This is a genomic window from Sphingomonas sp. GW821-FHT10F09, from assembly GCF_058809195.1.
In genome coordinates this window covers 1,258,817-1,282,062 of the sequence record NZ_JBXASI010000001.1, presented here as the reverse complement: position 1 = coordinate 1,282,062, position 23,246 = coordinate 1,258,817, and the positions used below count along the sequence as shown (strand labels likewise).

The window sequence follows — 23,246 nt, the reverse complement described above, 5'->3', positions numbered from 1 at the left end:
GCTAGGCACGCGGCGCATCTCGGGGGGACGGCACGCATGACCATCGCAAGCAGGCTGGGCTGGATCGTTCTCGCGCTCATCGGCGCAGGCGCGCTCGCCGTGATCGCGACCGCGCGGGGCGAGGCGATCAGCGCGATCTGGATCGTCGTCGCGGCGGTATCGGTCTATCTGATCGCCTATCGCTTCTATGCGCTCTACCTTGCGAAGGTGGTGGTCGGGATCGATCCGTCGCGCCCTACACCCGCGATGCGGCATCCCGACGGGCTCGATTTCGTTCCCACCGACCGCCGCGTGCTGTTCGGTCACCATTTCGCCGCCATCGCCGGCGCCGGGCCGCTGGTCGGACCGGTGCTCGCCGCGCAGATGGGCTATCTGCCGGGCATGTTGTGGCTGCTCGCCGGCGTCGTGCTGGCCGGCGCGGTGCAGGACTTCATGGTGCTGTTCCTGTCGATGCGGCGCGACGGGCGCTCGCTCGGCGAACTGATCCGGATGGAGATGGGCGCGGTGCCGGGGACGATCGCGCTGTTCGGCGCGTTCATGATCATGGTCATCATCCTCGCCGTGCTGGCGCTGATCGTCGTGCGTGCGCTGGCGGACAGCCCGTGGGGCATGTTCACCGTCGCCGCGACCATTCCGCTCGCGCTGATGATGGGCGTCTACACCCGCTGGATCAGGCCGGGGCGGATCGGCGAGGTGTCGTTGCTCGGCCTCGTCGGGCTGATCCTCGCGATCGTCTACGGACAGGATATCGCGGCATCGGCGACCTGGGCGCCGTGGTTCACCTACACGCCGGTGCAATTGTGCTGGATCCTGATCGGCTATGGCGCGATCGCCTCGCTGTTGCCGGTGTGGCTGCTGCTCGCCCCGCGCGACTATCTGTCGACCTTCCTCAAGATCGGCGCGATCGCGGCGCTGGCGATCGGCATCATCGTCGTCGCGCCGCCGATGCGGATGCCGGCGCTGACCCGTTTCGTCGACGGTAGCGGCCCGGTCTGGTCGGGGTCGTTGTTCCCCTTCCTGTTCATCACCATCGCCTGCGGCGCCGTGTCGGGCTTCCACGCGCTCATCGCCAGCGGCACCACCCCCAAGCTGATCGCCAGCGAGGGCGATGCCCGCTTCATCGGCTATGGCGCGATGCTGATGGAAAGCTTCGTCGCGATCATGGCGCTGGTCGGCGCGTCGATCATCGATCCGGGCGTCTATTTCGCGATGAACAGCCCGGCGGCGATCGTCGGCACCGACCCCGCCAGCGCCGCTGCGGCGGTGACCGCGATGGGCTTCCCGATCACCGCCGATACGATCGCGTCGACGGCGAAGGACGTCGGCGAAACGACCATCATCAGTCGTGCGGGCGGGGCGCCGACGCTGGCCGTCGGCATGGCGCATATCTTCAGCAACCTGATCGGCGGGCGCGCGATGATGGCCTTCTGGTATCATTTCGCGATCCTGTTCGAGGCGCTGTTCATCCTGACCGCGGTCGATGCCGGCACACGCGCCGGCCGCTTCATGTTGCAGGACCTGATCGGGCTGGCGGTGCCGGGCTTCCGCAATGCGACCTCGTTCGTGCCGGGGCTGGTCGGCACCGCGCTGTGCGTCGCGGCTTGGGGGTTCTTCCTGTATCAGGGCGTCACCGATCCGCTGGGCGGCGTGAACACGCTGTGGCCGCTGTTCGGCATATCGAACCAGATGCTCGCCGCGGTCGCGCTGGTGCTGGCGACGGTCGTGCTGTTCCGGATGAAGCGCGAACGCTATGCCTGGGTCACGATCCTGCCCGCGTCGTGGCTGGTCCTGTGTACGGTGACGGCCAGCCTCATGAAGCTGTTCTCTGGCGATCCGCGCGTCGGCTTCCTCGCGCACGCCAGTCGCTTTTCCGATGCGGCGGCGCGGGGCGAGGTGCTGGCGCCGGCCAAATCGCTTGCCGAGATGGGCCGGGTGGTGATGAACGACCGGATCGACGCGGCCCTGTGCGCGCTGTTCCTGGCGGTGGTGGTGTCGATCATCGGTTACGGCATCCGCACCTGCCTGATCGCGCGGCGCCTCGACGGGCCGAGCACGAGCGAGATTCCCGCGCTGGCGGTGGCGGCGGAATGAGCGTCGCCGGCCTCTGGCATGGCCTTGCCGCGACCGGCCGGCTGATGGTCGGCGTGCCGTCCTACCGCGCCTATGTCGAACATATGGCGGCGACGCACCCGGACCAGCCGGTGATGAGCGAGGCCGCGTTCTTTAGGAACCGGCAGGAGGCGCGATACGGCGGGCGCAACGGCGGGCGTTGCTGCTGACGCGCAGCGCAAGGGACGGCAGTGACGCCGGGCGGATCAGCCCAGCAGCAGGAACGTCATCGCGCAGATCGACAGCGCCGCGCCGCTCGCCGCGCACAGCATGCCGAACCCGCATTGGCACAAGGTCGGCTGATACCGGTCCATAGCACCTCTCCTCTATCCACCGCTCTGTCGGCGGCGGAGGAGAGGCTAACACAGGCCGATCCGGATGCAACAGGCTTCAGTCCCGCTCGCGCCGTTCCTGCTCGTCGAGCGCCGCCAGCATCCGGGTCATCATGCCCGACAGGATCGTCTGCTCCCCGGCGTCGAGCACCCCGAAGACGCTGTCGATCAGTCCCTGCCGCAGCGGCTCCGTCTCGCCGATGACGCGCCGGCCCGATTCGGTGATCGACACGCGCTTCACCCGCCGGTCGTGTGCGTCCGGCGCGCGCACCACCAGCCCGTCGCGTTCCAGCCCGTCGATCGCCTCCGTCACCGTGCGCGGCGCATTGTCGAAGAATTCGGCGATGTCCGCAGCGCGCGCCGGCCCGCGGCGATCGAGGAAGAGCAGCAGCTTGGTCCGCGCCAGCGACGCGCCCTGATCCGCCATCCGGCGGTTCATCAGGCGGTGCATCCTCAGGAAGAGGCTGAAAACGCTGGAGGCGAGCTGATCGGGTGCGGACATATGTGAGGACCCTCATTAAATGGTCTTGCACTATGCTGCAAGTGCGAGCATCTACGCCGGCATTCCTGACCGATGAAGATGAAGCGCATGGCCGAACACGAGCAACAGCCGGACGATCGCAGCGAAGCGACCGACGATTCGCCGGCAAAGGCATCGCCGCTGAAGAAGCGAAGGGTCCGCCTGATCCTGCTGCTGGTGCTCGCCGCCGCGGTGATCGGCGGGGTGCTGTGGTACGTCCGCTACCAGAGCGTCGGCAAGTTCATGCAGGGCACCGACGACGCCTATATCCAGGCGGATGCGGTGACGATCTCGCCCAAGGTGTCGGGCTATGTCGATGCGGTGTTCGTCGCCGACAACCAGCAGGTGAAGGCCGGCGATCCGCTGCTCCGCATCGACGCCCGCGACTATCGCGCGCAGGCCGCGCAGGTCGAGGCGCAGATCGACGTCGCCCGCGCCAATGCCGATGGCGTCCGGGCGCAGATCCGCGAGCAGCAGGCCGCGATCGACAAGGCGCGCTCCGATCTCGCCGCCGCGCGCAGCGATGCCGCCTTCGCCCATGCCGAGGTCGTCCGCTACCAGCCGCTCGCCGCTTCGGGCGCCGAGACCCGCGAGAAGCTGTCGCAGCTCGTCAATCAGGCGCGTCAGGCCGACGCGCAGGTCGCCGCCGCCAGCGCGGCGCTGACCAGCGCGACCCGCCGCGTCGGCACGCTGCAGGCGCAGGTCGCGCAGGCGCAGGCGCAGGGCAAGGCCAGCCGCGCACAGCTCGACGCCGCGCAGGTCAATGTCGGCGCGACCATCCTGCGCGCCAGCATCGACGGCCGCGTCGGCGACAAGACGGCGCGGATCGGCCAGTTCGTCCAGGCCGGCACCCGGCTGATGTCGGTCGTCCCGGTCCAGCAGATCTATATCGAGGCCAATTTCAAGGAAACGCAGCTCGGCCTGATGCGCGTCGGCCAGCCGGTGACGCTGGAGGTCGATGCGCTGCCCGGCGTCGAGATCCGTGGCCATGTCGAGAGCGTCTCGCCCGGCACCGGCGCGCAATTCTCGCTGTTGCCGCCGCAGAATGCGACCGGCAACTTCACCAAGATCGTCCAGCGCGTGCCCGTCCGCATCGCGCTCGATGCGGGCCCCGAGACGCGCAAGCTGCTCGTCCCCGGCATGTCGGTCGACGTCACCGTCGACACCCGCTCCGCCAAGGGATCGGTGCAGCGGATCAGGGACGAACAGGAACGGCATAACGAGCGGCGCACCCGATGAGCGCGGCGGCGGCCCCGGCCGGCCGCGGCGCCGCGACGGCTCACGCCGCTCCGCCGGAAAAGGCGGATCTCGGCGCGTGGCTCGCGGTCGCCGCGGGCAGCCTCGGCGCGCTGATGGCGACGCTCGACATCTCGATCGTCAATTCGGCGCTGCCGGTGATCCAGGGCGAGATCGGAGCGAGCGGCACCGAGGGCACCTGGATCGCGACATCCTATCTGGTCGCGGAGATCATCATCATCCCGCTCGCCGCCTGGCTGGAGCGGGTGCTGGGGCTGCGCACCTTCCTGCTGATCGCATCGGTGCTGTTCACCGCCTTTTCGGTGGTCTGCGGCCTGTCGACGACGCTGACGATGATGATCATCGGGCGCGCCGGCCAGGGCATCACCGGTGGCGCGCTGATCCCGACCGCGATGACGATCATCGCGACGCGATTGCCGCGGTCGCAGCAGCCGATCGGCACCGCGCTGTTCGGCGTTACCGCGATCCTCGGCCCGGTCATGGGGCCGCTGATCGGCGGCTATCTGACCGAGAACGTCAGCTGGCATTACGCCTTCTTCCTCAACATCCCCGTCGGTGCGGTCCTGCTCGTGCTGCTGCTCGTCGGCCTGCCGCATCAGAAGGCGCATCTGGGCGAGCTGCTCAAGGCGGACTGGCTGGGCATCGCCGGACTGGCGCTCGGCCTCGGCGGCCTGACCGTCGTGCTCGAGGAGGGGCAGCGAGAGCAATGGTTCCAGTCGGCGACGATCATCAAGCTGACCGTGCTGACCGTGTTCGGCCTCGGCATGCTGTTCGCGGGGCAGTTCATCGCGGAGAAGCCGGTGGTGAAGCTGCGCCTGCTGCTCGACCGTCAGTTCGGCAGCGTCGCGATCATGGGACTGGTGCTCGGCATGGTGCTGTACGGCAGCAGCTACGTCATTCCCCAGTTCCTCGCGGCGATCGCCGATTACAACGCGCTGCAATCGGGCAAGATCGTGCTGCTCAGCGGCATCCCCAGCCTGTTGATGATGCCGCTGGTGCCGCTGATGATCCGGCACCTCGATATCCGCGTCGCGGTGGGATCGGGGCTGCTGCTGATGGCGATGAGCTGTCATCTCGATACGACGCTGACCGCGGAGTCGGTCGGCAGCGCCTTCACCGATTCGCAGCTGCTGCGCGGCGTCGGTACGATCCTCGGTTTCGTCTTCCTCAACCAGGCGGCGATCGCGTCGGTCCGGCCGGAGGAAGCGGGCGATGCCGCGGGGCTGTTCAGCGCCGCGCGCAACATCGGCGGGTCGTTCGCGCTGGCCGGGATCGCGACCCTGCAGGACCAGCGCAGCTATCTTCACAGCCGCCGCATCGACGAGGTGCTCAACGCCAATTCGGTCGCGGTGCAGGATTATGTCGCCGGCATGGCGCAGTCGCTCGGCAGCACCGCGACCGCGCTGCAATCGCTTGGCGGCACCATCCAGCGCGAGGCGCTGGTGATGACCTATAACGACCTGTTCTGGCTCCTGTCGGTCGGCATCTGCTGTGTCGTGCCGCTCGTCCTGTTCCTCCGCCCGCTGCCGCAGGGCGGCCCCGTGGCGATGCATTGAGGCGATGATGCGTACCCTCCCCCTCCTCTCCCTCGCCCTGCTTCTCGGTGCATGCACCGTCGGCCCGAACTATGCGGGGCCGCCGCAGACGCTGTCCGCCACGCCCGGCAAAAGCGGCTTCGTCCGCGGCGGCCGGAGCGCCGGCCCCGCCGCGCCGGGGGTCGCCGACTGGTGGACGCAGCTGAACGATGCGACGCTGAACGACCTCGAAGGCCGCGCGCTCGCCGCCAATCCGAACATCGCGGTCGCGCAGGCGCGGCTGCGGCAGGCACGCGCCTCGCTGCGGCTGGAACGGGCCAACCAGGCCCCCAGCGCCAATGCGTCCGCGACCTATCTGCACGCCCGCGTGCCCGGGCTTGATCTCGGCAACACGCAGACCGCCGGGGACACCGGCGCCAGCGCGGTCGACGTCTACAATCTCGGCTTCGACGCGAGCTGGGAGGTCGACCTGTTCGGCGGTCGCAGGCGCTCCGTCGAGGCGACGCGCGCACAGGCGCAGGCGGCGGAGGCGAATGTCGCCGACGCGCAGGTCAGCCTGACCGCGGAGGTCGCGCAGGCCTATGTCAATCTGCGCGACCGGCAGCGGCGGATCGACCTGGCGCGGCGATCGGCACAGATGCAGCAACAGATGCTGACGCTGACCCGGCAGCGTTTCGATCGCGGTGCCGCCTCGGCCCTCGACGTCGAGCGGCTGAGCGGACAGGTGGAGGCGACCAACGGGCAGATCGTGCCGCTGCAGGCGGAGCTCGAGTCCTATCTCGACGCGCTCGCCGTGCTGACCGGCGCAGAGCCCGGGACGCTCGATACGATGCTCGCCACCGTGACGCCGGTCCCGTTGCCGCCGGCGCAGGTCGCGGTTGGCGATCCCGCCGCATTGTTGCAGCGACGTCCCGACATCCGCGCGGCGGAGCGGCAGCTCGCGCAACGCACCGCGCAGGTCGGCGTCGCCGATGCGGCACGGTTCCCGCGGCTCAACATCCTCGGGCTGATCGGGCTCGGCGGCACGCAGCTGTCGGACATCAGCCCGGACAAGCTGCTCGGGGTGGCAGCGCCGATGCTGCAATGGAATTTCCTCGACTTCGGCCGCAACCGCGCCCGCATCGATCAGGCCGAGGGGCAGCGCGACGAGGCGGAGGCGCAATATCGGGGCGCGGTGCTGAGCGCGTTGCGCGATGCCGAAGATGCGCTGTCGCGCTTCGGCCATCGCCGCGAGACGGTCGCCAGCCTGATGCGCAGCAAGGCGAGCGCGGATCGCGCCGCGGCGCTGATGCAGCAGCGCTTCCACGCCGGCACCGCGACGCTGATCGACACGCTGGATGCCGAGCGCAGCCGGGTCGCCGCCGACCAGAACCTCTCGTCCGGCGTCGCCGGGCTGACCGGCGATTACGTCGCCCTACAAAAGGCGCTGGGGCTGGGATGGAGCGCGCCGCAGCCCGTGCCGGCGCGGTGAACGCGAACTGTTGACGCCGCAAGGAATGATGTGCGCGTAAGGCATTGATCGCGCCTCCACATTCTGGAATGGCCCTTCCGTGCGTCATGCCCGTCGCCTGAGGAAGTAAGCCGATGAGCATCGTTGTCCGGACCTTGTCGGAGCAGGTCTTCGCGATCGTGCGCGAGCGCATCGTCGACGGATCGATCCGTCCCGAAGCCGCGATCCGTCAGGATGCGCTGGCGGCCGAATTGGGTGTCAGCAAGATCCCGCTGCGCGAGGCGCTCGCCCGGCTGGAGCATGAGGGGCTGATCCAGGGGCAGGCCAATCGCGGCTATTCGGTGCTGCCGCTGTCGGCCGAACAGGCGGACGAGATCTACGGATTGCGCCTTGCGATCGAACCGGCCGCCGCGGCGGCGGGCGCCCTCGGGGCGGACACCGCCGCGCACCGCCATGCCGAGGCGGCGCTGGCCGCGCTGGAGGATGCGCGCGACAGCACCGCCAGCGAGATCGCGGTGCGCCACCGCCAGTTTCATCTCGCGCTGGTCCGCCCCGCCGGCCGGTCGTTGACCACCGACCTCGTCGAGCGGCTGGCGATGCTCGCCGAACGCTATGTCATCGCCCATATGCAGCCCGATGGCCGCTACGCCCGCGCCGACCGCGAGCATCGCGACATGCTGGGCGCGTGGATCGCGGGCGATGCCGATGCGGTGGAACGGGGGATGATCCAGCATCTCGCCTCGACCCGCGCCGACCTTCAGGCGGAACTGCGCGGCCGGTAAGGGCTGCCGCCCGAAGCGGATGTCGTGGGAAAGGCGGATATCGCCGGATCGTTGTCGCGGGATGGTATCGCCGCGGAAGATAAATGGTCGGGGCGACAGGATTCGAACCTGCGACCCCCACACCCCCAGTGTGATGCGCTACCAGGCTGCGCTACGCCCCGACCGACGGGACCGTCGGCCAAGCGGCCATCGATCCCGGAGCGGGGCCTGTAGGCGGGTCGGTGCGGCGATGCAAGCCGCCTTTGCATCATCGACGTTCGACCGCCCGGCGGCCGCGTCGCGGCGTTGCGCGAAACCCCAAGCGATGCTAGCGCGCGGCGCTTCAGGTGCGGGGGGATTTCTCCTGCCGATCAGCCATGCACGGATCAGATGTTCATCTCCCCAGCCTATGCCCAGACCGCGGGCGGCGCCGCCGAAGCCGGCGGGTTCGCCTCGCTCATCAGCTTCGCACCGCTGCTGCTCATCTTCATCGTCTTCTACTTCCTGATGATTCGCCCGCAGCAGAGCCGCATGAAGGCACTGCAGGCGGCGGTCGCGGCGGTCAAAAAGGGTGACAGCGTCGTCACCGCCGGCGGCATCATCGGCCGCGTGACCAAGGTCGAGGACACGATCGTCGAGGTCGAGATCGCGCTCAACACGCGAATCCGGGTGGTCAAGGCGACGATCGCCGAAGTGACCAGCCCGAATTCGAAACCGGCGAACGACTGATGCTGGACTTCCCGCGTTGGAAGGTGGTGTCGATCTGGGCGGTGCTGGCGGTGCTGTGCGCGCTGGCGATCCCGACGTTCCTGCCTGAATCGACCACGGCGAACTGGCCGTTCCACCCGCGCGTCAACAAGGGCCTCGACCTTGCCGGCGGCAGCTATCTGATGCTGGAAGCCGATACGCAGGATCTCGCGAACACGCGGATCGAGGCGCTGCGCGAGCAGATCCAGGGGACGATGCGCAACGGCACGCCGCGGATCCTGATCGGCGACATCTCGACGCGCAACAACCAGATCAGCTTCATGCTGCGCGATCCCAGCCAGGTGGACGCGGCGCGCGAGCGGCTGCTCGGCATCACCGGCGGCGGTGCCGGCATGACCGGCCAGCGCGAGTGGGACATCCAGGTCGTGGACTCGAGCCGCTTCGTGCTCAGCCCGACGCAGGCCGGGATGAACGAGGCGATCAAGACCGCGATGGAGGACGCGACCGACGTCGTCCGTCGCCGCATCGACGAACTCGGCACGCGCGAACCGACCATCGTCCGCCAGGGCGACAACCGCATCCTCGTGCAGGTGCCGGGTCTCCAGAACCCGCAGGCGCTCAAGGACCTGCTCGGCAAGACCGCGCGGCTGGAATTCAAGCTGGTCGACACGACCGCGACCAACCCCGCCGACCTCGTGAAGGGCATCGCCCCGATCGGCAGCCAGGTGCTCCCCTATCCGGGCAATCCGTCGGGCATTCCCTTCATCGCGGTGAAGCGTTCGGTCATCATCTCCGGCGACCAGCTCGCCGATTCGCGGCAGGCGTTCGACCAGCAGACCAACCAGCCGAACGTGCAGATCACGTTCAATGCGGTCGGCGGCAACCGCTTCGCGCGGGTGACGCAGCAGAACACCGGCAAGCCGTTCGCGATGATCGTCGACAACAAGGTGATCTCCGCCCCGAACATCAACGAGCCGATCCTCGGCGGCAATGCGGTCATCAACGGCGGCTTCACCGTCGAGAGCGCCAATCAGCTCGCGATCGCGCTGCGCTCGGGCAAGCTGCCCGTCGCGCTGAAGGTGATCGAGGAATCGACCGTCGGACCCGATCTCGGCGCCGATTCGATCCGCGCCGGCATCCTCGCCTCTGCGGTGGCGGTGGCGCTGGTCGTCGCGTTCATGTTCGTGACGTACGGCCGGTTCGGGCTCTATGCGAACCTCGCGGTCGTCATCAACGTGTTCGTCATCCTCGGCGTGCTCGCGCTGCTCAACGGCACGCTGACCTTGCCCGGCATCGCCGGCTTCGTGCTGACGATCGGTACGGCGGTGGACGCCAACGTGCTCATCAACGAGCGCATCCGCGAGGAACGCCGCCGCGGCCGCAGCGTCGTCCAGGCGGTCGAACTCGGCTACAAGGAAGCCAGCCGCACCATCTTCGAAGCCAATATGACGCATGCCATTTCCGGCATCATCATGTTCATCCTGGGCTCCGGCCCGGTGAAGGGCTTCGCCGTCGTGCTGCTGATCGGCATCGTCACCTCGGTCTTCACCGCCGTCACGTTCACGCGCATGCTCGTCGCGCAGTGGATCCGGCGCGAGAAGCCCAAGACGATCAACATCTGAGGCGAAAGGCCAAGACATGCGCCTCCTGAAAATCGTACCCGATCATACCAATATCGACTTCGTCTCGCTGCGCGGCTGGGCCTTCGGGCTCACCCTGCTGCTCAGCCTGCTCGCGGTCGGGCTGACCGGCGTGAAGGGCCTCAACTTCGGCGTCGACTTCGTCGGCGGCCTGATGATCGAGGAAAAGTTCGCCAGCCCGCCCGACCAGGACAAGGTCCGCTCGGTCGTCGACAGCCTCGGCGTCGGCGAGGCCGCGCTCCAGCAGCAGGGCGGCCCGCAGACGCTGGTCATCCGCCTGCCCGTGCAGGAGGGCGCCGACGAGGGCGCGACCAACGCCGTCGTCAAGAAGGTGGAGACGGCGCTGGGGCAGGCCTTCCCCGGCGCGACCTTCAGCCGCTATTCGACGGTGTCGGGCAAGGTGTCGGGCGAGTTGATCCGCAACGGCGTGCTCGCCGTCGTGCTCGCGGTGCTCGGCATCGGCCTGTTCGCGATCGTGCGGTTCGAATGGCAGTTCGGCGTCTCGACCATCGTCGCGATCGTCCACGATCTGTTGATGACGGTCGGCTTCTTCGCGCTGACGCAGTTCGAATTCGACCTCAACATCGTCGCCGCGGTGCTGACCATCATCGGCTATTCGATCAACGACAAGATCGTCATCGACGATCGCATCCGCGAGAACATGCGCCGCTATCGCAAGATGGAGATGCGCGAGATCATCAACCTGTCGGTCAACGAGACGCTGCCGCGCACGGTCATGACCTCGGTCACGATCCTGCTCGCGCTGGTTGCGATGCTGGCGCTGGGCGGCCACGTGCTGCGCGGCTTCACCGCCGCGATGATCCTCGGCATCGTCGTCGGCACCTATTCGTCGATCTACGTGTCGTCGTCGTTGCTCATCACGCTCGGCCTGCGCGCCGAGCCGGAGGGCATCGACAAGCCGCGTCGGGGCGGCGTCGACAATGCCGAGCGCGTCGGCCCGCGGGAGGGCTGACGCGATGCGGATGGAGCGGGAGCAGCAGGCCGGCGGACCGATCGTCCGCGGCTTTGTCGGCAACGGCTTTCGCGTCGATGACGAGAGGGTCTATCGCGCGCTGCTGCTGACGCCCGAGACGGCGGTGGAATGGTCCCCGCCGCCGCTCGCCGCCTTGACGCTGGCGGCCCTGCAGCCGCTGATCGACCTCAAGCCGGAGTTCGTGCTGATCGGCACCGGCACCGCGCTCGTGCGCCCGCCGGTCGCCCTCGTCCGTGCGCTCGAAGACCGCGAGATCGGCGTGGAGGCGATGGACAGCCGCGCCGCCGCGCGTGCCTGGGGCGTGCTGCGCGGCGAGGGCCGCATCATCGGCGCCGCGCTCTATCCCCTGGACGCCTGACCCCGGCGTACCGTCCTGCGGCGGCCCCGCGCGACCAGCCCGGTGAGGTGATCGACCAGCGCGGCGCGATTGGCCTCCCAAGTGAATGCGGTCGCCGCGGCACGTACCGCCTCGGGCACGGGCGGGTTCGCCAGCACGTCGGCGATACCCACTGCGATGTTCGCCGGATTGCTCGCGACGATCCGCCCCGCATCGCGCGTCCGCACCACCTCGCGCGCACCGCCGGCATCCGAAATGACGATCGGCGTACCGCAGGCCAGCGCCTCCAGCCACGCGTTGGCGAGCCCTTCCGACGTCGAGGCGAGCGCCATGACGTCCGCCGCCGCGACGATCGCCGGCAGGTCCGCATGCGCGACGCCGCCGAGCAGCCGGACCCGGTGCCCCACCCCCAGCTCCGCCGCCAGCGCCACCAGCCGCGCGCGGTCGGGCCCCTCGCCCGCAATCGCCAGCGTCGTACCGGGCAGCGCCGCGACTGCGCGCAGGACGAGATGATGCGCCTTGCGCGGGATAAGGTTGCCGAGCGACAGCACCAATGGCCCGTCGACGCCCATCGCGACCTTCGCCGCGCGGCGATCGACCGGACGGAAGCGGTCGAGGTCGACGCCGGTGTGATGGACGCGGATGCGCTCGTGCGGGATGCCGATCGACGCCATGTCGGCGCGCATCGCCGCGCTGACCGCCAGCACGCCATCGGCCGCCTGCCCCGCCGCGACGACCTGCGCCGCGGTCGGACCGGTCGTCCCCCAGTGATGGATGTCGGCGCCCCGCGCCTTGATCGATACCGGCACGCCGTAGCGCGTGCCGAGCGCCACTGCCGCGGGACCGTCGGGAAAGAAGAAGGATGCGTCGATGACGTCGAACGCAAAGTCGCGGCGGATCGAATCGAGCAGCGGTTCGAGCGCACGGAGCAGATGATGGACGTGCCAGCGCCCGCCGACGCCCGGAATGCTGGTGAAGCGCGGCCGGAACACGTCCAGCCCGCGCCACGTCTCGCGCGCGGGCAGCGTCAGCTTGTCGCCATGCTGGATCAGCGCCAGCGGTCCCGGCGGCAGGCCGACCGGCGCCACCACCTTGACCGCAACGTCCGCGGACGCCGCAAGCCCGGCGGTCTGCCGTTCGACGAAGATGCCGAAATTGGGCCGCGTCGCGTCCGGAAACAGGGTGGAGAGCGTCAGGACCCGAAGCATGCGCGGCGACGCTAGCGCATCGGGGTTAACGCTTCCCCACCCCGGATCGTCAGAGTCGCGCGGTGCCGGGATAGGCGAACAGCAGGTCGGCGTCGGCGCCGGTCGTCACCGTCTCGGTGCCGGTGACGGTGACGCATTCGCCCGCCTTGAACGCGACGCCCGCGACTTCGCCCGATCCGCGGATCGGCACCAGCCACCCGGTCTGCCCGTCGGCGAGCGCGACGTCGCGCGTCCCGCCCGTCCAGCGTTCCAGCACGAACTTCGGCCCCTCGACGAGGATGTCGCGCCCCTCGCCCGCCGGCCCCGGCGAGGTGATCGGCTGGTAGGGCGTCAGGTGCGACACCGCGACGCCGTCGTCGAGGTGCAACTCGCGATCGCTGCCGTAATCGTAGAGGCGATAGGTCGTCTCCGAATTCTGCTGCACCTCGATCAGCGTCAGCCCGGCACCGATCGCGTGGATCGTGCCCGACGGCGCATAATAGAAATCGTCGACCTTGATTGGCACCCAGTCGAGGTCGTCCTCGATCGAGCCGTCCTGCGCATCGCGACGCAACTGGTCGGCGGTCATCGGCGCCTTCGGCCCTAGCGCGATCGTCGAATCGGGTTTCGCCGCGAGGATCGTCCAGCATTCGTCCTTGCCGCGCGGCAAGCCGCGGGCATGCGCCTGTTCGTCGTCGGGATGGACCTGCACCGACAGCTTCTGGCCGGTGAACAGATATTTGATGAGCAGGTCGGGCGTCGTGTCGCCCGGCTCCTGGAACCAGATTTCGCCCACCGGCTCGCCGTCCTTCGGCGCATCCTCGAACCCGAAGCCCAGGTCGTGCCGGCCCCACGGCTTTTCGACGCGATGGGTGTGGAGCAACGTAGCAGGCATGCGGGTCCTTTCGTGATCGAAACCAGTGAGCGCCAACGTGCGACGGAAGGGATTGTTCGCAAGGCCGGGCTTACGCTAAGAGCCTTAGCCGATGCGTACCCCACAGTCCAAGGCGCTTGCCGCAGCGCTGATCGCCGTCCTCGCGCTTCCCATCGCGGGCTGCGCCCGCAATCGCGCGAAATCCGACCTGCCCTATGTCGCCCGCGACGTCGGCACGCTCTATTCGACCGCGCGCAAGCGGCTCGATCAGGGGCGGTACAAGGAGGCGGCGGTGCTGTTCGACGAGGTCGAGCGCCAGCATCCCTATTCGGTCTGGGCACGCCGCGCGCAGCTGATGAGCGCGTTCAGCTATTACCTCAACCGAGATTATACCGAGAGCATCCAGTCGGCGCAGCGCTTCCTGTCGGTCCATCCGGGCAACCGCGACGCGCCTTATGCCTATTACCTCGTCGCCCTGAGCTATTACGAACAGATCCGCGACGTCACGCGCGACCAGAAGATCACGCTGCAGGCGCTGAATGCGCTCGGCGAGCTGACCCGCCGCTATCCGAACACGCGCTACGCCTCCGACGCCCGGCTGAAGATCGATCTCGTCAACGATCACCTCGCCGGCAAGGAGATGGAGATCGGCCGCTTCTACGAGACGCGCGGCCAGTGGCTGTCGGCGACGCTGCGCTTCCGCACCGTCATCGACAAATATCAGACGACCACCCACACGCCCGAGGCGCTGATGCGCCTGACCGAGAGCTATCTGTCGCTCGGCCTGCCCGACGAGGCGCAGAAGGCGACCGCGGTGCTCGGCGCGAACTATCCCGACACGCCATGGTACGATCAGGCCTACAAGCTGATGCAGAAGCATCCGCCGCAGGCGGTCGCACCGATCCCGCCGGGGCAGCAGATCGTGCCGGTCGGCACGCCGGGCGCACAGACGCTGTCGCTGCCGGGCGAATCCGGTACCGCGACGCCCAAGGCGGAAGCGCCCGCGCCGCCGACCCCGGTCGCGCCGAGCGGCGGCACCGTCGGCGCGCCATTGCCGACCACGGAAACGCCGACGACCTGACGGAACGGGCCGGCGCGTGCCGCCCGTCCGCACTTTCGCGCGGAAACAGAACATTTAAGGATCAACATCGCCGCAAGGCGCGCTATACCGGCGGCGATGCTGACTGCGCTGTCCATTCGCGATGTGGTGCTGATCGAGGCGCTCGATCTGGAATTCGGTGCGGGGCTCGACGTGCTGACCGGCGAGACCGGTGCGGGCAAGTCGATCCTCCTCGACGCGCTGGGCCTCGCGCTCGGTGGTCGCGGCGAGACCGGTCTGGTGCGGCACGGCGCGACGCAGGCGGTCGTCACCGCCACCTTCGATCCTCCGACCGGCCCGCTCGCGGCGGTGCTCGACGACAATGGCGTCGAGATCGAGCCCGGCGAACCGCTGCTGATCCGCCGGATCGTCAAGGCCGATGGCGGCAGCCGCGGCTTCGTCAACAACCAGCCCGCCGGTGCCGCGCTGTTGCGCGAAATGGCGCCGATGCTGGTCGAGATCCACGGCCAGCACGGCGATCGCGGCCTGCTCAATCCGCGCGGGCATCGCGCGCTGCTCGATGCGTTCGGCCGCGTCGATCCGGGCGACACCGCCCGGGCCTGGGCGACGTACCGCGCGGCCGAGGCGCAGCTTGCGGCGGCGCGGGCGGAAATCGAAACCGCGGCGCGTGACCGCGAATGGCTGGAACATGCGGTCGGCGAACTCACCGCGCTCGCCGCCGAACCCGGCGAGGAAGAGGCGCTCGCCGACAAGCGCCGCGGCATGCAGCGCGCCGAGAAGGTCGCCGACGATCTCGCCGCGATCGATACGTATCTGGAAGGGTCCGACGGCGGCCTCGCCCGCTTGCGCCAGGCGGCGCGGGTGCTGGAGCGGGTCGCCGCCGACCATGCCGCGCTGGCCGAAGCGCTGGCGGCGATCGACCGGGCGGTGATCGAGGCGTCGGCGGCGGAGGACCAACTGGCCGAGGCGCGGCGCGACCTCGCCTTCGATCCCCGCGCGCTGGAAGATGACGAGGCGCGGTTGTTCGAATTGCGCGGGATGGCGCGCAAGCACCGCGTCCAGCCGGACGATCTCGCGGCGCTGACCGAGGAGCTTCGCACCAGGCTCGAGCGGCTCGACGCGGGCGAGGGCGGAATCGCCCTGCTCGAAACCGCGGTCGCCGCGGCGCGCGCCGATTACGATGCCGCCGCGGACGTGCTGTCGCAGCGCCGCCATGCCGCCGCCGAGCGACTCGACGCGGCGGTCGCGGGCGAACTCGCGCCGCTGAAGCTCGACGCCGCGCGGTTTCGCACCGTCGTCATCACCGCGCCGCAGGACGGCTGGTCGTCGCACGGCAAGGACCGCGTCGAGTTCGAGATCGCGACCAACCCCGGCGCCCCCTTCGCACCGCTCGCCAAGATCGCGTCGGGCGGCGAATTGTCGCGCTTCATCCTCGCGCTCAAGGTGGCGCTGGCCGAAGAGGGCGGCGCGGCGACGATGATCTTCGACGAGATCGACCGCGGCGTCGGCGGTGCCGTCGCCAGCGCGATCGGCGAACGGCTCGCGCGCCTCGCGGAGCATACCCAGTTGCTCGTCGTCACCCATTCGCCGCAGGTCGCGGCGCGTGGTGCCGAGCATCTGTTGATCGCCAAGAGCCACGACGGCACGGTCACCCGCACCGGCGTCCGCGTGCTCGGTGAGGCGGAACGCCGCGAGGAGATCGCGCGCATGCTGTCGGGTGCGACGGTGACCGACGAGGCGCGCGCGCAGGCGGAGCGGCTGCTGGAAACGGCATAGGCCGGACCGGTACCTGTCAGGGCCGACCTCCTCCATGATCGCTCCGCCATCCGGACATGGTCCGGGGTGACGGAGCCGCGCGTCGGTCAGAGCGTGCCGGTGCCGCCGGTCGCCCCGAACACGCTGCCGCTGGTGAAGCTGATCGCCGGGTCCGCCAGCGCCACGTAGAGCCCGGCGAGTTCGACCGGCTGGCCGGCGCGGCCGAGCGGGGTGTCCTGCCCGAACTCGCCCATCTTGCCCGGCAATTGCCCGCCCGCGACCTGCAGCGGCGTCCACACCGGTCCCGGCGCGACGGCGTTGACGCGGATCCCCTGTTTGGCGACCTGCTTCGCCAGCCCCTTGGTGAAGATCAGGATGCCGCCCTTGGTGGTCGCATAGTCGAGCAGTTCCTCGCCCGGATCGACCGAATTGACGGAGGCGGTGTTGATGATCGACGCGCCCGGCTTCATCAACGGCAGCGCCGCCTTCGAAAGGTGGAACATCGCATAGAGATTGGTCTTCATCGTCCGGTCGAACTGTTCGGCGCTGATCTCCGCGATCGATGCCTTCGACTGTTGATAGGCGGCGTTGTTGACGAGGATGTCGAGCCCGCCGAGCTCGCGGTCGGCACGCGCGATCAGGTCGCGGCAGAACTTTTCGTCGGTCAGGTCGCCCGGGATCAGCACGACCTTGCGCCCCTCGCCGCGGAGCAGCCGCGCGAGGTCCTGCGCGTCCGGCTCCTCGGTTGGATAATAATTGATCGCGATATCCGCGCCCTCGCGCGCGAAGGCGATCGCCGCAGCGCGACCGATGCCCGAATCGCCGCCCGTCACCAGCGCCTTGCGCCCGGCGAGCCGGCCTGATCCGCGATAGCTCGTCTCGCCGCAGTCCGGCACCGGCTTCATCTCCCGCTGCAACGCCGGCCATTTCTGCCGCTGCTCCGGGAAGGGCTGGCTGGTGTATTTCGTCTGCGGGTCGGACGCGGGCGCCGGGGTTTGCGCGAAGGCCGGCGCCGCGGCGGCAGCCACGCCGGCGACGGCGGCGCCCTTGAACAGGTCGCGGCGATTGGTCTGGTCGGTCATGGCGGAGGCTCCCGGGATATCTTCCCCACAATCGTCCGCAGGGCCGGATGGTTCATCTGCGCCGGACAAATGATGTGACTTGCCAATTTCATGCCCGGCCGCAAGGGGAGCGGCGATGACCGCTCGCGATATCGAATCCCGCATCGCTCTGGCGATGCTGCCGCTCGGCGCGGTCCTGACGCTGATCTCCGCGGTCGCGCTGATCGGTGCCATCGGCTTGGCGGGGATGCTGCTTTGGTGCTGGCCGGCCGATGCGGGCTGGTGGCTGACGTGGACCGCGGCCGCTGCGATCGCCGCGCTATACGTGCTTCGCAGGGGGATCGAGACGATGAGCACCTTCGACTGGCGCACGGCGGTCGCGCCGCTGGTCGTCGGTGCGGTGGTGGCGTCCGCCTGCCCGTTCTGGTGGCTGTGAGGCCTTGCGGGACCGCCATGCTCTCTCCTACCCCGGCGGCATGACCGATCTGCCGAAGACGCCCCAGCAGGCTGCCGACGAACTGGCGGCGCTCGCCGAAACGATCACCCATCACAATCGGCGCTATCATACCGAGGATGCGCCGGAGATTTCGGACGCGGACTATGACGCGCTCGTCCGCCGCAACAGCGCGCTGGAGGCGGCGTTTCCCGATCTCGTCCGCGCCGATTCGCCGAACCGGCAGGTCGGCGCCGCCCCCGCCGCGCATCTGGCCAAGGCCCCGCATGCGCGGCCGATGACCAGCCTCGACAATGCCTTCGCCGACGTGGACGTCGGCGAATTCGTCGGCCGGATCCGGCGCTTTCTGAAGCTCGCCGACGACGAACCGGTCATGCTAACCGCAGAACCCAAGATCGACGGCCTCTCCTGCTCGCTCCGCTATGTCGATGGCGTACTTGATCAGGCGCTCACGCGCGGCGATGGTCGCATCGGCGAGGACGTTACCGCCAACGTCCGCCACATCCCCGACATTCCGGCGTCGCTGCCCGATGCCCCTGCCGTGTTCGAGATCCGCGGCGAGGTCTATATGGCGAAACCCGCATTCGCCGCGCTCAACGCCCGGCTGCGCGACGAGGCAGCGGACCCGGCTAAGGCGCGCCAGTTCGCCAATCCGCGCAACGCCGCGGCGGGGTCTCTCCGTCAGAAGGATCCGCAGGTCACCGCCGGCCGGCCTTTGCGGTTCTTCGCCTGGGGCTGGGGCGATCACAGCGCGCTGCCCGCGACGACGCAGGCAGACATGATGCAGCGTATCCGCGCATGGGGGTTCCGCGTCGCCGACGACGATCTGGTCGCCGCGGTCCGCCCCAATATCGCCGAGGCCGGCGATGCAGAGGCGGCGCTCGGCACCTATCGGGCGATCGAGGCGCAGCGTGCCGACCTGCCGTTCGACATCGACGGCGTGGTCTACAAGCTCGACCGGCTCGACTGGCAGGAACGGCTCGGCACGGTTGGCCGCGTGCCCCGCTGGGCGATCGCGCACAAGTTTCCCGCAGAGCAGGCGCAGACCACGCTGGAGCGGATCGACATCCAGGTCGGCCGCACCGGCGCGCTGACCCCGGTCGCGCGGCTGGAGCCGGTGACCGTCGGCGGGGTCGTCGTCACCAACGCGACGCTCCACAACGCCGACGAAGTTGAACGGCTGGGCGTCCGCGAAGGTGACCGCGTCATCGTGCAGCGCGCCGGCGACGTCATCCCGCAGATCGTCCAGAACCTCACCCCCGACGTCGATCGCCCGGCATGGCCCTTCCCCCGCACCTGCCCCGATTGCGGATCGGCCGTCGAGCGCGAGGAGGGCGAGGTCGTCTATCGCTGTACCGGCGGCCTGATCTGTCCGGCGCAGCGCGTCGAGCGGCTGATCCATTTCGTCTCGCGCCATGCGTTCGACATCACCGGGCTCGGCGCGACGCTGATCGAGGCGTTCTTCACCGATGGGCTGATCCAGGCACCGGCCGATATCTTTCGTCTGAGCGAGGAGCAACTCGTCGCGCGCAAGAAGGACGGACGGGTATGGGCGGCCAACGTCATCGCCGCGATCGAGGCACGGCGGACCATTGCGCTCGACCGGTTCCTGTTCGCGCTCGGCATCCGCCACGTCGGCGAAATCACCGCGCGCGACCTCGCCCGCCGCTATCGCTCCGCGCGTGCGCTGGGCGCGATGCTGCGCCACGCCGTGTTCCTCCACCACCAGACGCAGCCTGCGATCGGCGAGAGCGACCGCAAGTTCGTCCTGCGCCGCGACAAGCTGCTGGTGACGGCGATCGAGACGCCCGGCATCGGCCCCGAAGTCGCCGGCGCACTGATCGGCTTCTGCGCCGAACCCCACAACCGCGCCGCGGTGTTCGACCTGCTGCGCCAGGTCCGCCCGGCGGACGTCGTCTGGGAAACGCGTGCCTCGCGGGTCAGCGGCAAGACACTCGTCTTCACCGGCAAGCTCGAAACGCTCAGCCGCGACGAGGCCAAGGCGCAGGCCGAAGCGCTAGGTGCCCGCGTGTCGGGATCGGTTTCCGCCAAGACCGACATGGTTATCGCCGGCGCCGATGCGGGGTCCAAACTGAAGAAAGCCGGCGACTTGGGGGTGGAGGTCATCAGCGAGGCGCAATGGGCTGAAATCGTGGCCGAAACGGTGTGATCTGGCGTTTAACGGCATCGACTGGCGCGACGATCAGGGCCTGAAACCGTGGCGTTTTTGCAACGCACAAAAAGGGAAGAGTCGCTGTCGTCGTTGCGGCCTCGCCAATGTCACAAACTCGCAATATTCAAGACCCATGGGCCGCGGCAACGGCAATAAGACGAGCCGCGACTTCAGAGCATGATGCTCAAAGGGGACTAGATCAGATGCGTATGACATTCGCCTGTGGCGTGGCCTTTGCCGCGCTCATGATTCCGGGCGCGGCCTTTGCCCAGTCGACCGGTTCCGCCGAAGCCGACAGCGTCGGAACGACCGACATCGTCGTCACCGGCTCGCGTGAGGCGGGCGTCGGCGGCGTCGACGTCCCCAACACGTCGAAGAACAAGCAGGTCCTGACCCAGACGTTCATCTCGCGTCAGACGCCGGGACAGACGGTCAACGACATCATCAATCAGCTGCCGGGCGTCAGCTTCCAGAACAATGATCCGTTCGGTTCGGCAGGCGGCACGCTCACCATCCGTGGCTTCGACGGCAGCCGCATCAGCCAGACGTTCGACGGCATTCCGCTAAACGACACTGGCAACTATGCCATCTACTCGAACCAGCAGCTCGACCCCGAATTGATCGAGCAGGTCAACGTCAACCTCGGTTCGACCGACCCCGATTCGCCAACGGCCTCCGCCTCGGGTTCGACGGTCAACTACCGCACCCTCATCCCCACCGACGAGTTCGGCGCGCGGATGGTCGGGTCAATCGGCGATTACAGCTTCTTCCGCGTGTTCGGCATGGTTAATACCGGCGTCTTCACGCCCTTCGGCACCAAAGCGTGGTTTTCCGGGTCGAGTGCGACCAACGACGTTGTGTTCAACAATTTCGGCAAGATCAACAAGCAGCAGTATAACGCCAAGGTCTACCAGCCGATCGGCAGCGGCAAGGACTTCGTTTCGGTTTCGGGTCACTACAACCAGAACCGTAACAACTTCTTTGGTTCGGCGCCGCTGCGCTACGACACGAATGCCTTTTCGTCGACCGGCGGGGCAGGCGCAAATGCTGCCGCTCCAGTCCTCGTGACGGGAGCACCTCGCGTTGCAGGCACCAGCAACCTCAGCCGTTTCCCGAACAGCCGCGATGAACTGCCGTACTCGGTCGGTCGCTGCCAGATCGACACGCCGCAGGCTGGCGTCGCCGACACGCCCGCGATCGTCAACATCCCAGGTGCGTCGAACAACGGCAACGGCTGCGGCACGACGTTCGACGAACGCTACAATCCGTCGAACACCGGCAACATCCGTATCAACTCGCGTTTCTCGCTGACGGACAAGCTGACGCTGTTCGTTGACCCCAGCTATCAGTATACGAAGGCGAACGGCGGTGGCACGGTTACTGCGCGTGAGACCGGTTTTACCCGCACGACGGGTGTGCCGATCGCAACGCCACAATACGGCTTCATCGGTGGCCAATATTACTTTGGCCGCGACCTGAACGGCGATGGCGACGTACTCGATCAGATCACGCTGCTCGCGCCGAGCCAAACCGAAACCAATCGCTACGGTGTGATCGCGTCAATGCGTTACGATTTCTCGGAATCGCAGAGCATCCGCGTCGGCTACACGCTCGACTATGGCCGTCACCATCAGACGGGCGAGCTTGGTTATCTGCAGGCCAACGGCGTGCCGTTCGACGTGTTCCCCGTCAACAACGGCATCGCTGCGGTCAACGGTGGTATCGTCCAAAAGCGCAACCGTCTGTCCAAGGCGATCCTGAACCAGGGCTTTGCACAGTACATCGGCAATTTCTTCGATGACGCTCTGCGTATCGAAGCGTCGCTCACGGGCAAGTGGTTCAAGCGTGATCTCACGAACAACTGCTTTGTCACGGGTGCCAACGGCAATCTCGATTGTCTTGCCAGCCCGGCGCAGAACGCCGCCTATGCGGCAGCAAACCCCTATGTCGTGGGCGGAACGGCAGCCGTTCCGACGATCACCGGCTATGCGGCTCCGCAGCAGCGTACGTATAAGTACGACAAGCTGCTGCCTGCCGGCGGACTGACCTACACTGTCAGCGGTGCCTTCTCGATCTTCGGCAATTATTCGAAGGGTATTCAGGTTCCGGGTACGGACAACCTGTATCAGGCATTCTACTATCCGCAGAACACCACCCCCGCGAACCCGACGCCGGAAACGACCGACAACTTCGACGCCGGCGTGCGTTATCAAAGTGGCCGCATCCAGGCATCGGTCGGGCCGTGGTACACCCGCTTCCAGAACCGCCTGGCAAGCGCGTACGACATCGATACCCAGCAGACGATCTACCGCAACCTCGGTCGGGTCGATAAGTATGGCGTCGATGGCAGCCTGTCCTATCGTCCGATCAACGAGCTGCTGCTCTACGTCTACGGTTCGTATCTGAAGTCGGAGATCAAGAACGACGTCGAGATCGGCCGTTGCCCGACGACTCTGACGGCAGCGAACACGACCGCAAACTGCACCGTCGCAGGCGCTCCAATCCTGGCGCAGACTGCCGGCAAGCGTGAATCGGGTGCTCCGGTCTACACGTTCGGTGGCCGTGTGCAGGCGACGCTTGGCCCGCTTGAGCTCGGGGCGCAGGCGAAGCGGACCGGCCGCCGCTACGTCAACGATCAGAACCTGGGCAACTTCGCCTGCACGGTCGCGCTTGTGAACAACGTCTGCCCGACCGTCAGCAACGTATCGGCGGCCTATACCGGCACGCGCGGCATTCAGTACCAGACGTATGACGCTTTCGCTTCGGGTTACACCGTCGTCGATTTCGACGCGCGGCTGTCGCTCGACTGGGCCGGCATCGGTGGCAACAACAAGACTTACCTGCAGCTCAACGTCGTGAACGCGTTCAACAAGTTCTACGTCGGCGGCTTCACCGGCGGTCAGACGCTCAGCGTGAACAACACCATTCCGTTCGTGCAGATCGGCAGCCCGCGGGCATTCATCCTGTCGCTGAACGTCGGTATCTAAACAAACCCGTTCGTCGATTGACGGGCCGCCGCTCCCCTTCGGAAGCGGCGGC

The 23,246-nt window shown here is 68.0% G+C and carries 19 protein-coding genes and 1 tRNA gene; 15 read left to right on the top strand and 5 right to left on the bottom strand.

Annotated features, from left to right (window positions below; genetic code table 11):
• Positions 1-36: 36 nt before the first annotated feature.
• Positions 37-2,091, top strand: coding sequence for a carbon starvation CstA family protein (locus tag AC1RTO_RS06015; RefSeq protein ID WP_493159944.1), 2,055 nt, complete (start codon positions 37-39; stop codon positions 2,089-2,091).
• The gene (locus AC1RTO_RS06010) at positions 2,088-2,279 is read left to right on the top strand and encodes a YbdD/YjiX family protein (protein WP_493159943.1); all 192 of its coding nucleotides are present in this window, start codon (positions 2,088-2,090) and stop codon (positions 2,277-2,279) included. The genes AC1RTO_RS06015 and AC1RTO_RS06010 overlap by 4 nt, the downstream gene beginning before the upstream one ends.
• A 220-nt stretch (positions 2,280-2,499) precedes the next feature.
• Here the strand turns inward: AC1RTO_RS06010 and AC1RTO_RS06005 are convergent, their stop codons facing one another.
• Complete coding sequence (locus AC1RTO_RS06005; RefSeq protein ID WP_493159942.1) at positions 2,500-2,943, bottom strand: MarR family winged helix-turn-helix transcriptional regulator; 444 nt, start codon at positions 2,941-2,943, stop codon at positions 2,500-2,502.
• Between the two features lie 78 nt (positions 2,944-3,021).
• Here AC1RTO_RS06005 and AC1RTO_RS06000 point away from each other — a divergent pair, with 78 nt between their 5' ends.
• The 4 genes from AC1RTO_RS06000 to AC1RTO_RS05985 all read left to right on the top strand — a co-directional run bounded on the left by AC1RTO_RS06000 (position 3,022) and on the right by AC1RTO_RS05985 (position 7,985).
• A complete protein-coding gene (locus tag AC1RTO_RS06000; RefSeq protein WP_493160346.1) occupies positions 3,022-4,200 on the top strand; it encodes an HlyD family secretion protein in 1,179 nt (392 codons plus the stop codon).
• Complete coding sequence (locus AC1RTO_RS05995) at positions 4,197-5,774, top strand: MDR family MFS transporter (protein ID WP_493159941.1); 1,578 nt, start codon at positions 4,197-4,199, stop codon at positions 5,772-5,774. Before AC1RTO_RS06000 ends, AC1RTO_RS05995 begins: the two co-directional genes overlap by 4 nt.
• A gap of 7 nt (positions 5,775-5,781) precedes the next feature.
• Complete coding sequence (locus AC1RTO_RS05990) at positions 5,782-7,224, top strand: efflux transporter outer membrane subunit (protein WP_493159940.1); 1,443 nt, start codon at positions 5,782-5,784, stop codon at positions 7,222-7,224.
• A 113-nt stretch (positions 7,225-7,337) separates the two neighbouring features.
• Entirely contained in the window at positions 7,338-7,985 is a 648-nt protein-coding gene (locus AC1RTO_RS05985) for a GntR family transcriptional regulator (protein WP_493159939.1), read from the top strand.
• 84 nt (positions 7,986-8,069) lie between these two features.
• Here the strand turns inward: AC1RTO_RS05985 and AC1RTO_RS05980 are convergent.
• A tRNA-Pro gene (locus tag AC1RTO_RS05980) sits at positions 8,070-8,146 on the bottom strand.
• Between the two features lie 208 nt (positions 8,147-8,354).
• On the opposite strand from AC1RTO_RS05980, the gene yajC reads away from it, so the two are divergent.
• Genes yajC through AC1RTO_RS05960 form a run of 4 tightly spaced genes read left to right on the top strand, consistent with a single transcriptional unit; the run spans position 8,355 to position 11,664 of the window.
• Positions 8,355-8,693, top strand: a complete 339-nt coding sequence (gene yajC, locus AC1RTO_RS05975; protein ID WP_293877518.1) for a preprotein translocase subunit YajC — start codon at positions 8,355-8,357, stop codon at positions 8,691-8,693.
• Positions 8,693-10,294 carry a protein translocase subunit SecD gene (gene secD / locus AC1RTO_RS05970; RefSeq protein ID WP_493159938.1) on the top strand — a complete coding sequence of 534 codons (1,602 nt, stop codon included), beginning with the start codon at positions 8,693-8,695 and terminating at the stop codon, positions 10,292-10,294. The genes yajC and secD overlap by 1 nt, the downstream gene beginning before the upstream one ends.
• Positions 10,295-10,310: 16 nt before the next feature.
• Entirely contained in the window at positions 10,311-11,285 is a 975-nt protein-coding gene (gene secF, locus AC1RTO_RS05965) for a protein translocase subunit SecF (RefSeq protein ID WP_293877514.1), read from the top strand.
• Between the two features lie 4 nt (positions 11,286-11,289).
• Positions 11,290-11,664 carry an MTH938/NDUFAF3 family protein gene (locus AC1RTO_RS05960; RefSeq protein WP_493159937.1) on the top strand — a complete coding sequence of 125 codons (375 nt, stop codon included), beginning with the start codon at positions 11,290-11,292 and terminating at the stop codon, positions 11,662-11,664.
• On the opposite strand, the gene AC1RTO_RS05955 is transcribed toward AC1RTO_RS05960, so the two are convergent.
• Together AC1RTO_RS05955 and AC1RTO_RS05950 are read right to left on the bottom strand one after the other, a co-directional pair.
• A complete protein-coding gene (locus AC1RTO_RS05955) occupies positions 11,646-12,851 on the bottom strand; it encodes a glycosyltransferase (RefSeq protein ID WP_493159936.1) in 1,206 nt (401 codons plus the stop codon). The two genes, AC1RTO_RS05960 and AC1RTO_RS05955, sit on opposite strands and share 19 nt — an antisense overlap.
• Positions 12,852-12,900: 49 nt before the next feature.
• Positions 12,901-13,725, bottom strand: a complete 825-nt coding sequence (locus tag AC1RTO_RS05950; protein ID WP_493159935.1) for a class I mannose-6-phosphate isomerase — start codon at positions 13,723-13,725, stop codon at positions 12,901-12,903.
• 91 nt (positions 13,726-13,816) lie between these two features.
• Between AC1RTO_RS05950 and AC1RTO_RS05945 the strand changes: the two genes are divergently transcribed.
• Both AC1RTO_RS05945 and recN read left to right on the top strand, forming a co-directional pair.
• Positions 13,817-14,785, top strand: a complete 969-nt coding sequence (locus tag AC1RTO_RS05945; protein WP_493159934.1) for an outer membrane protein assembly factor BamD — start codon at positions 13,817-13,819, stop codon at positions 14,783-14,785.
• 96 nt (positions 14,786-14,881) lie between these two features.
• Positions 14,882-16,540, top strand: a complete 1,659-nt coding sequence (gene recN, locus AC1RTO_RS05940) for a DNA repair protein RecN (RefSeq protein ID WP_493159933.1) — start codon at positions 14,882-14,884, stop codon at positions 16,538-16,540.
• Between the two features lie 86 nt (positions 16,541-16,626).
• Here the strand turns inward: recN and AC1RTO_RS05935 are convergent, their stop codons facing one another.
• Positions 16,627-17,601, bottom strand: a complete 975-nt coding sequence (locus AC1RTO_RS05935; protein ID WP_493159932.1) for an SDR family oxidoreductase — start codon at positions 17,599-17,601, stop codon at positions 16,627-16,629.
• Between the two features lie 115 nt (positions 17,602-17,716).
• Here AC1RTO_RS05935 and AC1RTO_RS05930 point away from each other — a divergent pair, with 115 nt between their 5' ends.
• From AC1RTO_RS05930 to AC1RTO_RS05920, 3 genes are all read left to right on the top strand, one after another.
• Positions 17,717-18,016 carry a hypothetical protein gene (locus AC1RTO_RS05930; RefSeq protein ID WP_493159931.1) on the top strand — a complete coding sequence of 100 codons (300 nt, stop codon included), beginning with the start codon at positions 17,717-17,719 and terminating at the stop codon, positions 18,014-18,016.
• A gap of 40 nt (positions 18,017-18,056) precedes the next feature.
• Positions 18,057-20,204, top strand: coding sequence for an NAD-dependent DNA ligase LigA (gene ligA / locus AC1RTO_RS05925; RefSeq protein WP_493159930.1), 2,148 nt, complete (start codon positions 18,057-18,059; stop codon positions 20,202-20,204).
• 212 nt (positions 20,205-20,416) lie between these two features.
• The gene (locus AC1RTO_RS05920; RefSeq protein WP_493160345.1) at positions 20,417-23,194 is read left to right on the top strand and encodes a TonB-dependent receptor; all 2,778 of its coding nucleotides are present in this window, start codon (positions 20,417-20,419) and stop codon (positions 23,192-23,194) included.
• Positions 23,195-23,246: the final 52 nt, after the last annotated feature.

Excerpts from the sequence above, each read along its gene's own strand:
- AC1RTO_RS05930 (WP_493159931.1), top strand. The coding sequence starts at position 17,717 with ATGACCGCTCGCGATATCGAATCCCGCATCGCTCTGGCGATGCTGCCG.
- AC1RTO_RS05945 (WP_493159934.1), top strand. The coding sequence starts at position 13,817 with ATGCGTACCCCACAGTCCAAGGCGCTTGCCGCAGCGCTGATCGCCGTC.
- AC1RTO_RS06010 (WP_493159943.1), top strand. The coding sequence starts at position 2,088 with ATGAGCGTCGCCGGCCTCTGGCATGGCCTTGCCGCGACCGGCCGGCTG.
- AC1RTO_RS05960 (WP_493159937.1), top strand. The coding sequence starts at position 11,290 with ATGCGGATGGAGCGGGAGCAGCAGGCCGGCGGACCGATCGTCCGCGGC.
- AC1RTO_RS05920 (WP_493160345.1), top strand. The coding sequence starts at position 20,417 with ATGACATTCGCCTGTGGCGTGGCCTTTGCCGCGCTCATGATTCCGGGC.
- AC1RTO_RS06005 (WP_493159942.1), bottom strand. The coding sequence starts at position 2,943 with ATGTCCGCACCCGATCAGCTCGCCTCCAGCGTTTTCAGCCTCTTCCTG.
- AC1RTO_RS05935 (WP_493159932.1), bottom strand. The coding sequence starts at position 17,601 with ATGACCGACCAGACCAATCGCCGCGACCTGTTCAAGGGCGCCGCCGTC.
- AC1RTO_RS06000 (WP_493160346.1), top strand. The coding sequence starts at position 3,022 with ATGAAGCGCATGGCCGAACACGAGCAACAGCCGGACGATCGCAGCGAA.
- AC1RTO_RS05990 (WP_493159940.1), top strand. The coding sequence starts at position 5,782 with ATGCGTACCCTCCCCCTCCTCTCCCTCGCCCTGCTTCTCGGTGCATGC.
- yajC (WP_293877518.1), top strand. The coding sequence starts at position 8,355 with ATGTTCATCTCCCCAGCCTATGCCCAGACCGCGGGCGGCGCCGCCGAA.
- AC1RTO_RS05950 (WP_493159935.1), bottom strand. The coding sequence starts at position 13,725 with ATGCCTGCTACGTTGCTCCACACCCATCGCGTCGAAAAGCCGTGGGGC.
- AC1RTO_RS05955 (WP_493159936.1), bottom strand. The coding sequence starts at position 12,851 with ATGCTTCGGGTCCTGACGCTCTCCACCCTGTTTCCGGACGCGACGCGG.
- AC1RTO_RS06015 (WP_493159944.1), top strand. The coding sequence starts at position 37 with ATGACCATCGCAAGCAGGCTGGGCTGGATCGTTCTCGCGCTCATCGGC.
- ligA (WP_493159930.1), top strand. The coding sequence starts at position 18,057 with ATGACCGATCTGCCGAAGACGCCCCAGCAGGCTGCCGACGAACTGGCG.
- AC1RTO_RS05995 (WP_493159941.1), top strand. The coding sequence starts at position 4,197 with ATGAGCGCGGCGGCGGCCCCGGCCGGCCGCGGCGCCGCGACGGCTCAC.
- secD (WP_493159938.1), top strand. The coding sequence starts at position 8,693 with ATGCTGGACTTCCCGCGTTGGAAGGTGGTGTCGATCTGGGCGGTGCTG.
- AC1RTO_RS05985 (WP_493159939.1), top strand. The coding sequence starts at position 7,338 with ATGAGCATCGTTGTCCGGACCTTGTCGGAGCAGGTCTTCGCGATCGTG.
- secF (WP_293877514.1), top strand. The coding sequence starts at position 10,311 with ATGCGCCTCCTGAAAATCGTACCCGATCATACCAATATCGACTTCGTC.
- recN (WP_493159933.1), top strand. The coding sequence starts at position 14,882 with ATGCTGACTGCGCTGTCCATTCGCGATGTGGTGCTGATCGAGGCGCTC.